The organism is Pseudomonas sp. SWI7 (assembly GCF_006351945.1).
Lineage (GTDB): Bacteria > Pseudomonadota > Gammaproteobacteria > Pseudomonadales > Pseudomonadaceae > Aquipseudomonas > Aquipseudomonas fulva.
This window is the reverse complement of the sequence record NZ_CP040930.1, coordinates 801,789-814,589: the sequence shown is the minus strand read 5'-3', so window position 1 is coordinate 814,589 and position 12,801 is coordinate 801,789. Positions and strand designations below refer to the sequence as shown.

The following is a 12,801-nucleotide window of genomic DNA, read 5'->3' as shown; positions in this document are numbered from 1 at the left end:
CACCCCATGCAGCTTTCTTCGCTCACTGCGGTTTCCCCTGTAGACGGCCGTTACGCCGGCAAAACCCAGGCCTTGCGCCCCATCTTCAGCGAATTCGGCCTGATCCGTTTCCGCGCCCTGGTCGAAGTGCGCTGGTTGCAGCGCCTGGCCGCCCACCCGCAGATCAGCGAAGTGCCGGCGTTCTCCGCCGAAGCCAACGCGCTGCTGGACAACCTGGCCACCGATTTCAAGCTCGAGCACGCCGAGCGCGTCAAAGAAATCGAGCGCACCACCAACCACGACGTCAAGGCGATCGAATACCTCCTCAAGGAGCAGGCCGCCCAGCTGCCTGAGCTGGCCAAGGTCAGCGAATTCATCCACTTCGCCTGCACCAGCGAGGACATCAACAACCTGTCCCACGCCCTGATGCTGCGCGCCGGTCGTGACGAGGTGCTGTTGCCGCTGATGCGTCAGATCGCCGACGCCATTCGCGCCCTGGCCCACGCCCATGCCGATGTGCCGATGCTCTCGCGCACCCATGGTCAGCCTGCCTCCCCGACTACCCTCGGCAAGGAGCTGGCCAACGTCGTGTACCGTCTGGAACGCCAGATCGCCCAAGTCGCTGCCGTGCCGCTGCTGGGCAAGATCAACGGCGCCGTGGGCAACTACAACGCCCACCTGTCGGCCTATTCGCAGATCGATTGGGAGCAGAACGCCCGCGCCTTCATCGAAGACGAGCTGGGCTTGCAGTTCAACCCCTACACGACTCAGATCGAGCCGCACGACTACATTGCCGAGCTGTTCGACGCCATCGCGCGCTTCAACACCATCCTCATCGATTTCGATCGGGACGTGTGGGGCTACATTTCGCTGGGCTACTTCAAGCAGAAGACCGTTGCCGGCGAAATCGGCTCCTCGACCATGCCGCACAAGGTCAACCCCATCGACTTCGAAAACTCCGAAGGCAACCTGGGCATCGCCAACGCCCTGTTCCAGCACCTGGCCAGCAAGCTGCCGGTTTCGCGCTGGCAGCGTGACCTGACCGACTCCACCGTGCTGCGCAACCTGGGCGTGGGCTTTGCCCACAGCGTCATCGCGTATGAAGCCAGCCTCAAAGGCATCGGCAAGCTCGAAGTGAACCACGCCCGTATCGCGGCCGACCTGGATGCCTGCTGGGAAGTGCTGGCCGAGCCGATCCAGACCGTGATGCGTCGATTCAACATCGAGAACCCCTACGAGAAGCTCAAGGAGCTGACCCGCGGCAAGGGCATCACCCCGGATGCTCTGCTGAGCTTCATCGATGGGCTGGACATGCCCGCCGAAGCCAAGGCCGAACTCAAGCAACTCACGCCCGCTACCTACATCGGTAACGCGGCTGCGCAGGCCAAACGCGTCTAACGCGCGCTCTGCGCCCAACGCCCGGCCTGGCCGGGCGTTTTTATTCCCGTCTGAAAATTACGTTTTTTCAATAGGTTGAAGATGAATCCTGATACTCCACTGCAGCTGCTGGGCGGCATTACAGCCCGTGAATTCATGCGCGACTACTGGCAGAAAAAGCCGCTGCTGGTGCGCCAGGCATTCCCCGATTTCATCAGCCCCATCGATCCGGACGAGCTGGCTGGTCTGGCGCTGGAAGATGAGGTCGAGTCCCGTATCGTGCTCGAGCACGGCGCACACCCGTGGGAAATGCGCCGCGGTCCGTTCAACGAGGACACGTTTGCCGAGCTGCCGGAAAAAGACTGGACGTTGCTGGTACAAGCCGTCGACCAGTTCGTGCCGGAAGTGGCAGAGTTGCTGGAAAACTTCCGCTTCCTGCCCAGCTGGCGTATTGACGACGTCATGATCAGCTTCGCTACCCCAGGCGGTAGCGTGGGCCCGCACTTCGACAACTACGACGTGTTCCTGCTGCAAGGCCACGGGCAGCGTAACTGGAAGATCGGGCAGATGTGCGACAGCGACAGCACCCTGCTTGAGCACAGCGACCTGCGCATCCTGGCCGATTTCGAGCAAAGTGACGAGTGGACCCTGGAGCCTGGCGACATGCTTTACCTGCCGCCGCGCCTGGCTCACTATGGCGTTGCCGTGGACGACTGCCTCACCTACTCGGTCGGTTTCCGCGCACCGAGCGCCGCCGAAGTGCTCACTCACTTCACCGACTTCCTCGGCCAGTTCCTGCCGGACGAAGAGCGCTACAGCGACGCCGATGCACAGCCAGTCAGCGACCCTCATCAGATCCAGCATGATGCCCTGGACCGCCTCAAGGCCCTGCTGGACAAACACATGGGTGACAAGGACCTGCTGTTGACCTGGTTCGGCCAGTTCATGACCGAGCCGCGTTACCCCGAGCAGATCGTTGGCGAGGAGTTGTCCGAGCAGGAGTTGCTCAATGCCTTGCAGCAGGGCGCCATCCTGATCCGCAACCCGAGCGCCCGCATGGCCTGGTCCGAGTTCGACAGCGACCTGCTGCTCTTTGCCAGCGGCCGTAGCTGCCCGCTGCCTGGAAAGCTGCGCGACCTGCTCAAGCTGGTGTGCGCTGCCGACGCCCTGCACAGCGAGAACCTCGGCCAGTGGCTGCAGGATGAAGATGCATTGATGCTGATCCAGCAGTTGGTCAAGCAAGGTAGCCTGGGTTTTGCCGATGAATAAGATTCGGGTGCGCCTGGCCGATTGGGTCAAGGACAACGCCGACATTCGCCGCATCCGTGAGGCGGTGTTCGTCGCCGAGCAGCACATACCGGTCGAACTGGAATTCGACTCCGAAGACCAGGATGCCTTGCACTTCCTGGCACTGGAGGGCGACTACCCGATCGGCACCGCACGCTTGCTCGCCGATGGCACCATCGGCCGAATCTCGGTGCTCAAGGACTGGCGCGGCCTGAAAGTGGGCGACGCACTGGTCAATGCCGTCATCGCCGAAGCGCAGGCCCGTGACCTCAAGCCTCAACGCCTCAGCGCGCAGGTGCATGCCACACCGTTCTACGAGCGGCTGGGTTTCAAAGTGGTCAGCGAAGAGTTCCTCGAGGCCGGCATCCCTCACGTAGACATGGTGCGCGAGTCGCACTTGCCTTCTTGAAGCGTGCCAGGCCTGTTCGCATCTGACTCCGGCATGCCGGCGCGACCGCCGCTCTTGTCCCCACAGGAGCGGTTCAAGCTCACGCGCGTACACGTCCCCGTCAGGCGCCGGCTTGCCGGCGACAGGCTGACCGTTAGCCGTATTCAATCGCGCTGCTAACGTACCGATCCTGTGCCGGCTCACATCACCGGCACATCCGGATACGCCTCGCACTGTACATCCATCCACATAAAACTTGCCTACTTCGTTGCGCACCCGCATCCTAGCGCTCATCTCCATCGATGAAGCGTCAATGGTCATGCGGCTGTTTCTGTGTGAAAAACCCTCTCAGGCAAAAGACATCGCCAAAGTGCTCGGCGCCAATCGCAAAGGCGATGGCTGTTGGCAAGGCACCGACGTGTGCGTGACCTGGTGCATTGGCCACCTGCTGGAAACGGCCCCACCCGACAGCTATGACGAGCGCTACAAGCGCTGGAACCTGGCCGATCTGCCGATTATCCCGCAACAATGGAAAATGCTGGTCAAACCCAAGACCGCCAGCCAGTACAAGGCGGTCAAGCGCCTGCTGGGAGAGGCCCGCGAGCTGATCATCGCGACCGATGCCGACCGCGAAGGCGAAATGATTGCTCGCGAGTTGGTCGAACACTGTCGCTACCGTGGCCCGGTGCAACGCCTGTGGTTGTCCGCGCTCGATGATGCGTCGATTCGCAAGGCCCTGGCCCGCCTGCTGCCGGGGCATGAGACCTTCAACCTTTATCACTCGGCGCTGGGCCGTTCACGAGCCGACTGGCTGATCGGGATGAACATGAGCCGACTGTTCACCCTGCTCGGTCGTCAGTCCGGCTACCAGGGCGTACTACCAGTGGGTCGCGTGCAAACGCCGACCCTGCGCCTGGTGGTAGATCGAGACCGCAGCATCGCACAGTTCGTGCCCGTGCCCTTCTGGGCCATCGACGTGCGTCTAAGTCATGCCAACCAAACGTTCATGGCCCAGTGGCGGGCGCCGGAGGACGTCTGCGACGACCAGGGTCGGTGCCTTAACCAGGCGTTGGCGCAGCAAGCGGCCGCTGCCATCGAGCAGGCCGGCGTTGCCCAGGCCGTGAAAGTCGCAACGGAACGGGTGCGCGAAGCCGCGCCCCTGCCCTTTGACCTCGGTACTCTGCAAGAGCTGTGCTCGAAGAAGTTCGGCCTCGGCGCCCAGGAAACCCTGGATATCGCCCAGGCGCTGTACGAGACTCACAAGCTGATTACCTACCCGCGCAGCGACTGCGGTTACCTGCCGATGAGCCAGCATGGGGAAGCGCCCGCCATTCTTGCGGCGCTACAGCGGGCTGATGCCAGCCTGGCGCCCTTGCAACCTCATCTGCAACCCCAGCGCCGTTCACGCGCCTGGAACGATGCCAAGGTCAGTGCCCACCATGGCATCATACCGACGGTCGCCGCCAGCGACCCAGGGCGCCTGCCGGCCAAGCACAAGTCGGTGTATACCCTGATCCGCGCGCGCTACCTGGCGCAGTTTCTACCTCACCATGAGTACGACCGCACCCAGGCCGACTTCGACTGCGCCGGTCATGCCTTGCGCGCCGTGGGCAAGCAGATCGTCGAGCCAGGCTGGCGTCGCGCCCTGCCGGAGGCCTTGACGCCGGCCAAGGGCCGCGAAGCCGCCCCGCCCCAGGTACTCCCGGCGTTGCGCGAAGGCCAAGCGTGCTCGGTCCAGGATGTCCAGCTCAAAGACCTGTGGACCCAACCCCCCAAGCCCTTTACCGAAGGCGACCTGATCAAGGCCATGAAGAACGTGGCCAAGCTGGTGGACGACCCTCGGCTCAAACAAAAGCTCAAGGAAACCACTGGGATCGGTACCGAAGCCACCCGTGCCAGCATCATCCAGGGTCTGCTGGACCGGGGCTACCTGGTCAAGAACGGCAAGGCCCTGGCAGCAACGCCTGCTGCCTTCAGCCTGATAGACGCTGTCCCCCGTGCTATCGCCGACCCCGGCACCACTGCTATCTGGGAGCAAGCACTGGACATGGTGCAAAGCGGCGACATGAGTCTGGAAGAATTCGTGGCCCGGCAATCGGCCTGGATGGGCAAGCTGGTAGAACGTTGCAGCGGCCTGCGCATGACCATTACCGGCCCGGCGGCGGGCACTGCCCCGCCTTGGAAGAAAAAGCGCAGAAGCGGCGGCAAGGTCCGGTCAAGTTCAGGCAAGGCAGCAGGTGCCAAAGGTGGCGCAGGTAAAGCCAGGCAACCGAGGAAGAAGTCCACCTGAGCCTGTGGATGCAGGCTACAGCGGGCGGATTGGGCGGCCTCTGCTACATTTCCCTGGATCTATTCGCCTGTGGAGTTGCCCATGAGCCCGGACTTGGAACGCACGCCTGCCCAAACGAGCTTCCCGGACGTACTCGCTGAGGTTCGCGCCTTTCGTGCCCAGTATCCCGGCGTGCGCCATGTCGACCTTATCAGCCTCGACATCCCAGGCCATTTCTATGGCAAGCGCTACCCGATCGACATGCTTGAGAAGGTCGCCGCCGGCAGCCCGCTCAAACTCCCCCAGAACGCAGTGCTCCTTGGCACCCAGGGTGGCCTGTTCCAGATCGGCGACTACTGCTTCAACGACGGCGACCCTGACGCCCTGCGCCGGCTGGTGCCCGGCACGTTGAAGCCCGTCATATGGGAAGCGCACCCCTTGGGGCAGATGCTGATCAGCAGCGACGCAACGCCAGCCCCCATTGCGTTCGAACCCCGAGAGGTGCTGGCGAGGGTTCTGCAACGCCTGGCACGCCGCGGCATTCATCCAGTCGTGGCGTTCGAGCTGGAGTTCTACCTGTTCGACCGCGCGCTCACAGCGGGCCTGCCACAGTTTCCCCGCGATCCTCTGAGCGCCGATGAAGACGACCAGCCCAACTTGCACATCGAGCGCTTGAGCCGCTTCGCAGAGGTACTGCATGACATGGTTGCCACAGCCAATGTGCAAGGCGTGGATGCTAACGTCATCACCGCCGAGCTGGGGCCAGGCCAGTTCGAGATCAACTTCGGACACTGCAACGATGGGCTGCAAGCGGCAGACTGGGCGGCGTTGTTCAGCCGTAGTACGCGCGGTGTCGCACGCAAGCACGGCCACCGCGCCTCGTTCATGAGCAAACCTTACTTGCATGCGCCCGGCAGCGGCATGCATGTGCATGTCAGCCTGTATGACGAGGGGGGCAACAACCTGCTGGCCGACGATGGCCAGCGTCCGCTGCGCCAGGCGGTAGCCGGATGCCTGTCTCTGCTGCCTCAGTGCATGCCGATCTTCGCCGCCAACCACAATGCCTTCCGCCGTTATGGCGCCATGGTCAACGCCGCCAGCCGGGCCAGCTGGGGATACGAAGACCGCGATGCCTGTATTCGCATTCCAGAATCCGATGCCCGCAACCTGCGCATCGAACATCGCCTGGCCGGCGCCGATGCCAACCCCTACCTGGTGCTGGCCGCCATCCTGTGCGGTCTGGAACAGGGCCTCGACGCCGCGCAGGACCCTATCGCACCGTTGAACGAAGACCGCTCCAGCGGCATCGACTTTCCCAAGGACATGCTAAGCGCAGTAACGGCCATGCAGCACGCGCCTGCGGTTATCGAAGGCTTGGGGGCCGAATTCGTCAGGGTGTATTGCGAGAACAAGCGCCAGGACCACTTGGCGTTTATGCAGGAGATCAGTGCTCGGGAGTACCGCTGGTTTTTGTGATCAGAGCCAGCTGACGCTGGCGCGGGTCCCTTGATCGATACCCGCGTTGGCACTTGCGCGGTCGGGGTATTAACATGTCCGGCTTATCACGCGGCGTTTTGTCGCATACCGTCTCATTGCCTGCCAGATTCCCATGCCCTTCGAACTTACCGTAGAACCCTTGACCCTGCTCATCCTGGCAGGGGTCGCTTTCGTCGCCGGTTTCATCGATGCCATCGCTGGCGGCGGCGGCCTGCTGACCACCCCCGCCCTGCTGACAGCCGGCATGCCGCCTCACCTGGTACTGGGCACCAACAAGCTCAGCTCCACGTTCGGCTCGGCCACGGCCAGCCTCACCTACTACAGGCGCAAGCTCTTTCACCCGGCGCAGTGGCGTCGGGCCCTGTTTGGCACCTTGGCCGGGGCCCTGCTAGGGGCGGTCGTTGCGCACTACATGCCTGCCGAGTGGCTGAACAAGATGCTGCCGGTGATCGTGTTCGCCTGCGGCCTGTACCTGTTGTTCGGCGGCACGCCAAAGGCGCCACTGGACGCCGATGCCCCGATTCGCAAGAAGTGGCAGCTGCCGCAAGGCCTGACCTTGGGTTTCTATGACGGCGTGGCTGGGCCGGGTACAGGTGCTTTCTGGACGGTCAGCACCCTGCTGCTTTACCCCATCGACCTTGTCCGCGCCAGTGGCGTGGCCCGCAGCATGAACTTCGTCAGCAACATCGCAGCCCTGACGGTGTTCGTGATTTCCGGGCAGGTGGATTACATCGTCGGCCTGTGCATGGGCCTGTCGGTCATGGTCGGCGCCTTCTTTGGCGCCCGGACGGCGATCAGCGGCGGTAGCAAGTTCATCCGTCCCGTATTCATCACCGTGGTGCTGGCCCTGACCGTGCGCCTGGCCTGGCAGCACTGGTTTGGCCAGGCGTGATCAGCCAGGAACTGCACGCGTAAGGGACTGGGGTCTCGACCTGGAGCGAGCCTGATCGGTCACTGCCCGGGGAACGCAGGGTCGGCACGGCCCAATCGGCGGGCTACGTACAGGTCGATCAGGTAACGGGCAATCGACCGTCCAGCCGGCAGCGGCGGTAGATCGTGCACATTGAACCAGCGGGCATCCTCTATTTCATCCGGCTGCATGACGATGGCGCCCCCGGCGTATTCGGCATGAAAGCCCAGCATCATCGAGTGCGGGAAGGGCCAGCACTGGCTACCCACGTACTGGATGTTCTTGACCTCCAGCGCCACTTCTTCGCGCACTTCGCGCACCAGGCAGTCTTCGGCCGACTCGCCGGGTTCGGCGAAGCCCGCCAGGGTGCTGTACACGCCTGCCACGAAGCGCGGCGAGCGCGCCAGCAGGATCTCGTCGCCTCGTGTGATCAACACGATCATGCTGGGCGAGATGCGCGGGTAGCTGCGCAGGTCGCAGGCCCTGCAGTGCATGGCCCGCTCCCAGCGAATTTGCGTCATGGGCTGACCGCAACTGCCACAGAACCGGTGCTCGCGCGCCCAGGTGCCGATCTGCGCGGCGTAACCCAGGATCGTGTATGTCTCGGCATCCCCTTCGAGCATGAACGTGCGCAGGCCCCGCCAGCTGCAACCGGGTACCTGGCCGGCACTGGCCAGCTCAAGCAGAAATACCGGCTGGCCATCGAAGTGACCGATGCCGTGCTCGCACAGCACATCCAGCCCCTGGCCCTTGAGCCAGTCGCGCGGGAACAACGCGCCCTCTTCCCCGACCAGAAAGCCCTCCGGGCTGTGGGCCACGGCCAAGCCGGCGGGCGTTTGCGGGTCGAGTACTGCGGTCGTCCAGCGTGCTGACATAAGGGCATTCCTGTAAGGTGCGCCCGTCGACTCTGTCAGTCGGCGAACGACGGTTTGTGTTTGTTCATGTGCGCGGCCATGGCCAGGCGCATGTCTTCGGACTGCAACATCGCCGCATTCCAGGTGGCGATGTACTCGAGGCCGTCGTCGATGCGGTGATCGCGCATGTAGCTCAGCATGTGCTTGGTACCGGCCACGGCGATCGGTGATTTGGCTGCGATGTCCCGGGCAATGGCGAACACACCCTCGAGCAAGGCGGCTTGATCATCGTAGACCCGGTTCACCAGGCCGATGCGCAGCGCCTCCTCGGCCTCGACGGTACGTCCGGTGTAGGCCAGTTCTCGCATGATGCCGTCGTTGATGATGCGTGGCAAACGCTGCAATGTGCCGACGTCCGCGGCCATGCCCATGTCGATTTCCTTGATGGAGAACTGCGCGTCACCGCTGCAATAGCGCATGTCGCAGGCTGACAGCAGGTCGATGGCTCCGCCGATGCAGTAGCCCTGTACTGCCGCCAGCACTGGCTTGCGGCAGCGGTCGACGGCGTTGAACGAGGCTTGCAGGGCCAGGATGGTCTTGCGCAGCGTGCGGGCGTTGCGCGCAGGGTCCTTGCCCATCTGCCCGGCGACCGACGCCAGCATGGCCAGGTCGATGCCGGCCGAAAAGTGCTTGCCAGCACCGCTGATGATTACGGCCCGGACCGCGTCGGTGTCGTCCACCCACTGGAAGATCTCGATGATTTCCTCCCAGAACGCGGCATTCATGGCGTTGAGTTTTTCCGGGCGGTTGATCTGAACGTGGGCAATGTTTTCGTTCAGCTCTACCTTGAACGCGCTGTATTGGGTCACGGGCGACACTCCTGTGGGCTCTGGCAATGACAGCGATGGTAGCGCAGCCCGGTTGCCGTGCGTCTGCCAAAAGCGGGACTGCGGGAATAGGCGGACGGCTCAGGCCAAGCAACGCGCGTACAACTTTTGCCCGAGGCTGGCATCGAACCTGTGTAAGCACTCACTCTCAGGAGAAACACAATGGCGATACGCAAGGCATTGATGCTTTCCTGCATGGCCCTTGCCCTGGTTGGCTGCGCCGGCAACGATCACCCTGCCCCACCACGCACGCAGCAGGTCGACCTGCAACGCTATCAGGGCACCTGGTACGAGCTGGCACGGCTGCCGATGTTCTTCCAGCGCAACTGTGTGCAGTCCGAAGCTCACTATGCCCTGCGCACCGATGGCCGCATCGATGTAACCAACCGCTGCATGGAGAAGGACGGGCAGTGGAACGAAGCCAAGGGCATCGCCGAAGCTCAGCAGCCGGGCAGCACCGACAAGCTCTGGGTACGCTTCGACAACTGGTTCAGCCGCCTGGCGCCTGACCTGACCAAGGGCGAGTACTGGGTGCTCTACCACGACAAGGACTACCGCGTAGCGCTGGTCGGCCATCCTAACCGCGAGTACCTGTGGCTGCTGTCCCGCACCCCGGCCATTCCGGACAAGACCCGTGACCAGCTGCTGGACATCGCGCGCGAGCAAGGCTATGACACCAGCAAACTGGTCTGGCGCCAGGCTGACAGCACGGGCGTGGAGTAAGACTTTGATGGCGCATGACAAGGAGTAGACATGGACCTGCTGTTTCTGGGCACCAGCGCCGGTGCCCCGACCAAGGCCCGCAATGTCAGCGCGACGGCGCTGCTGGAGGCGACGGGCAAACGCTGGTACCTGATCGATTGCGGTGAGGGCACCCAGCATCGCCTGTTGCACACACCGCTGTCGACTCAGGACCTGGCCGGCATTTTCATCACTCACGTACACGGCGACCACTGCCTGGGTTTGCCCGGCTTGCTGGCCAGTGCGAGCATGAACGGGCGGCGCCAACCCTTGGATGTGGTGTTGCCCCGGGCCTTGCACGAGTGGTTGCGCATCAGTCTGGCGGTGACCGACAGTCATCTGTCCTTCGATCTGCGGCTGTTGCCCGTCGAAGATTTTAATGGCTGGCACAACGCGGCCGTCACGGTGAGCACCGTTACTTTGTCACACCGCGTGCCCAGCGTGGGCTACCTCTTCGAGGAGCGTTGCCCCGAGCCACGGCTGGACAGCGTGCGCCTTGACGCCGAAGGTGTCCCTCGCGGGCCATTGTGGGGGACGCTAGCAAAAGGCCTGGCGGTGAGTCACCAAGGCCGTGAGCTGCAAGCGGCGGACTACCTGCAGCCTGGTCGAGCTGCCCGCCGCATCATTGTTTGCGGCGACAACGACACGCCCGAGCTGTTGGCCGAGGCTGCGGCAGGTGCCGATGTGCTGGTGCACGAAGCGACCTTTACGCAACCTGCGGTGGAAAGATCTGGCGTGACCTATGGCCACAGTACTGCGGCGGCAGTGGCTCGCTTTGCCCAAGCCGCCGGGGTGCGTAACCTGGTGCTGACGCACTTCAGTGCGCGCTACCAGGCTGACAATCGGCGCAGCCCTTCGATCGATGACGTAAGGCAGGAGGCTGCCCTGCATTATGCTGGCAACCTCACGTTAGCCGTGGATCTTCAGCGGTATCATTTGGGGCGTGAGGGTGTGTTGTTGCCCGTCGATTGAGCGGACAGCGTGTATCTGGGTGGTATTGGTAGGGTATGAACAGCCTTGGATGTCCAGGGTGAGTCATAGATTGTGAGGTCCGCTGCGCGGTCCATCGCGGCATATGCAAGACAGTCGCTCTCACAATGGATCTGCGTAGTCCTCACATTGCAGCAAGTACCGCTAGCCGTGAGCAGCCTTGCTGGGGCGCCGGACCGGCCGCGATAGGCCGCGCAGCGGACCCGGCAATGTAAACTGCGAAGCTGAAACCATCGCACTGCCCACAGTTTCATCCCCGCAGCTCCCATCAACCAGACCACTGTAGCGCCCACAGCGTCCACGACAGCATGAACAGCCCCGAAACTAAGCCGCCAAACGCCCCTTGGCCACCGCCTCGGACGCCGCCAACATGGCGCGCAGCAACACGGCACACCCTGCCGCTAGATCCTCAGGCGTGGCGTTCTCGATTTCGTTGTGGCTGATGCCGTTTTCGCACGGCACGAAAATCATGCCAGCCGGCCCAAGTTCAGCCAGGAAGATCGCGTCGTGCCCTGCCCCGCTGACGATATCCATGTGCGGCAATCCCAGCGCCTGGGCTGACTCACGTACCGCACTCACGCAAGCGTCGTCGAAATACAAGGCCGGGAAATCTGCGGTCGGCACCAGCTCATACGTCAGCCCATGCCGCTCGCAGGTCTGTTCAATCACACTGCGAACCTCGGCAATCATTCCCTCAAGCCGGTCTCCTTCGAGGTGACGCAGATCCAGGGTCATGCGCACTTCACCTGGAATCACGTTGCGCGAGCCAGGATAAGCTTGCAGGCAGCCCACCGTGCCGCAGGCGTGCGGCTGGTGACCTAAGGCGGCGCGGTTGACAGCCTCGACCACGGCAGCGGCGCCGACCAAGGCATCCTTGCGCAGGTGCATGGGCGTTGGGCCAGCATGGGCCTCCACCCCACGCAAGGTCAGGTCGAACCATTTCTGGCCCAGGGCGCCTAGCACCACGCCGATGGTCTTGGCCTGGTCTTCCAGGATCGGGCCTTGTTCGATGTGGGCCTCGAAATACGCGCCCACCGGATGGCCCGTCACCGCGCGGCTGCCGGCGTAGCCGATTTCATTCAGCGCCTCGCCCACGCTAATCCCCTGCGCATCGCGTTTAGCCAGCGTCTGCTCGAGACTGAACTTGCCGGCAAAGACGCCCGAGCCCATCATGCACGGTGCAAAGCGTGAGCCTTCCTCGTTGGTCCACACCACCACCTCCAGTGGGGCCTCAGTTTCCACGCCCAGGTCGTTGAGGGTGCGGATGACCTCCAACCCGGCCATGACCCCGTAGCAGCCATCGAACTTGCCACCGGTGGGCTGGGTGTCGATGTGACTGCCCGTCATTACCGGAGGCAGTGCGGCATCGCGCCCTGGCCGGCGGGCGAACAGATTGCCCACCCCGTCGACCGTCACCGTGCACCCTGCCGCTTCGCACCACTGCACGAATAGGTCGCGGGCCTGGCGATCCAGGTCGGTCAGGGCCAGTCGGCATACGCCACCCTTGGGCGTGGCGCCCAGGTGCGCCAGGTCCATGAGCGATTGCCACAGGCGTGCGCTATCGACATGACGGGCAGTCGATTGAAGAACGTCTTGAGCGCGGGTCATAGGTCTCTCCTCAG

11 protein-coding genes are annotated in these 12,801 nt (G+C 63.2%); 8 read left to right on the top strand and 3 right to left on the bottom strand.

Annotation, left to right across the window (positions count from 1 at the left end):
- Window positions 1–6: 6 nt before the first annotated feature.
- From purB to FH041_RS03555, 6 genes are all read left to right on the top strand, one after another.
- The gene (gene purB, locus FH041_RS03580; protein ID WP_023534849.1) at window positions 7–1,377 is read left to right on the top strand and encodes an adenylosuccinate lyase; all 1,371 of its coding nucleotides are present in this window, start codon (window positions 7–9) and stop codon (window positions 1,375–1,377) included.
- Between the two features lie 81 nt (window positions 1,378–1,458).
- Entirely contained in the window at window positions 1,459–2,625 is a 1,167-nt protein-coding gene (locus FH041_RS03575; RefSeq protein WP_059183843.1) for a cupin domain-containing protein, read from the top strand.
- Window positions 2,618–3,052 carry a GNAT family N-acetyltransferase gene (locus tag FH041_RS03570; RefSeq protein ID WP_027916195.1) on the top strand — a complete coding sequence of 145 codons (435 nt, stop codon included), beginning with the start codon at window positions 2,618–2,620 and terminating at the stop codon, window positions 3,050–3,052. The genes FH041_RS03575 and FH041_RS03570 overlap by 8 nt, the downstream gene beginning before the upstream one ends.
- A 298-nt stretch (window positions 3,053–3,350) precedes the next feature.
- The gene (locus FH041_RS03565; protein ID WP_088523365.1) at window positions 3,351–5,321 is read left to right on the top strand and encodes a DNA topoisomerase III; all 1,971 of its coding nucleotides are present in this window, start codon (window positions 3,351–3,353) and stop codon (window positions 5,319–5,321) included.
- Window positions 5,322–5,402: 81 nt separating this feature from the next.
- The gene (locus tag FH041_RS03560; RefSeq protein WP_140174181.1) at window positions 5,403–6,776 is read left to right on the top strand and encodes a glutamine synthetase family protein; all 1,374 of its coding nucleotides are present in this window, start codon (window positions 5,403–5,405) and stop codon (window positions 6,774–6,776) included.
- Window positions 6,777–6,909: 133 nt separating this feature from the next.
- On the top strand, window positions 6,910–7,689 hold the full coding sequence (locus FH041_RS03555) for a TSUP family transporter (RefSeq protein ID WP_027916198.1): 780 nt from the start codon (window positions 6,910–6,912) through the stop codon (window positions 7,687–7,689).
- A 59-nt stretch (window positions 7,690–7,748) separates the two neighbouring features.
- Here the strand turns inward: FH041_RS03555 and nudC are convergent, their stop codons facing one another.
- Window positions 7,749–8,582 (bottom strand): NAD(+) diphosphatase, encoded by an 834-nt coding sequence (nudC, locus tag FH041_RS03550; RefSeq protein WP_027916199.1) that lies wholly within the window; start codon window positions 8,580–8,582, stop codon window positions 7,749–7,751.
- A 35-nt stretch (window positions 8,583–8,617) separates the two neighbouring features.
- Window positions 8,618–9,430, bottom strand: coding sequence for a crotonase/enoyl-CoA hydratase family protein (locus FH041_RS03545; RefSeq protein WP_028686540.1), 813 nt, complete (start codon window positions 9,428–9,430; stop codon window positions 8,618–8,620).
- 180 nt (window positions 9,431–9,610) lie between these two features.
- Here FH041_RS03545 and FH041_RS03540 point away from each other — a divergent pair, with 180 nt between their 5' ends.
- Together FH041_RS03540 and FH041_RS03535 are read left to right on the top strand one after the other, a co-directional pair.
- Window positions 9,611–10,171, top strand: coding sequence for a lipocalin family protein (locus FH041_RS03540; protein WP_027916201.1), 561 nt, complete (start codon window positions 9,611–9,613; stop codon window positions 10,169–10,171).
- Between the two features lie 30 nt (window positions 10,172–10,201).
- Window positions 10,202–11,161, top strand: a complete 960-nt coding sequence (locus tag FH041_RS03535) for an MBL fold metallo-hydrolase (RefSeq protein WP_111475320.1) — start codon at window positions 10,202–10,204, stop codon at window positions 11,159–11,161.
- 342 nt (window positions 11,162–11,503) lie between these two features.
- Here the strand turns inward: FH041_RS03535 and FH041_RS03530 are convergent, their stop codons facing one another.
- Entirely contained in the window at window positions 11,504–12,787 is a 1,284-nt protein-coding gene (locus FH041_RS03530; RefSeq protein WP_111475319.1) for a Zn-dependent hydrolase, read from the bottom strand.
- Between the last annotated feature and the right edge of the window lie 14 nt (window positions 12,788–12,801).

Bases quoted from the DNA above. Each gene is read 5' to 3' on its own strand.
- purB (WP_023534849.1), top strand. From the start codon at position 7: ATGCAGCTTTCTTCGCTCACTGCGGTTTCCCCTGTAGACGGCCGTTAC.
- FH041_RS03575 (WP_059183843.1), top strand. From the start codon at position 1,459: ATGAATCCTGATACTCCACTGCAGCTGCTGGGCGGCATTACAGCCCGT.
- FH041_RS03570 (WP_027916195.1), top strand. From the start codon at position 2,618: ATGAATAAGATTCGGGTGCGCCTGGCCGATTGGGTCAAGGACAACGCC.
- FH041_RS03565 (WP_088523365.1), top strand. From the start codon at position 3,351: ATGCGGCTGTTTCTGTGTGAAAAACCCTCTCAGGCAAAAGACATCGCC.
- FH041_RS03560 (WP_140174181.1), top strand. From the start codon at position 5,403: ATGAGCCCGGACTTGGAACGCACGCCTGCCCAAACGAGCTTCCCGGAC.
- FH041_RS03555 (WP_027916198.1), top strand. From the start codon at position 6,910: ATGCCCTTCGAACTTACCGTAGAACCCTTGACCCTGCTCATCCTGGCA.
- nudC (WP_027916199.1), bottom strand. From the start codon at position 8,582: ATGTCAGCACGCTGGACGACCGCAGTACTCGACCCGCAAACGCCCGCC.
- FH041_RS03540 (WP_027916201.1), top strand. From the start codon at position 9,611: ATGGCGATACGCAAGGCATTGATGCTTTCCTGCATGGCCCTTGCCCTG.
- FH041_RS03535 (WP_111475320.1), top strand. From the start codon at position 10,202: ATGGACCTGCTGTTTCTGGGCACCAGCGCCGGTGCCCCGACCAAGGCC.
- FH041_RS03530 (WP_111475319.1), bottom strand. From the start codon at position 12,787: ATGACCCGCGCTCAAGACGTTCTTCAATCGACTGCCCGTCATGTCGAT.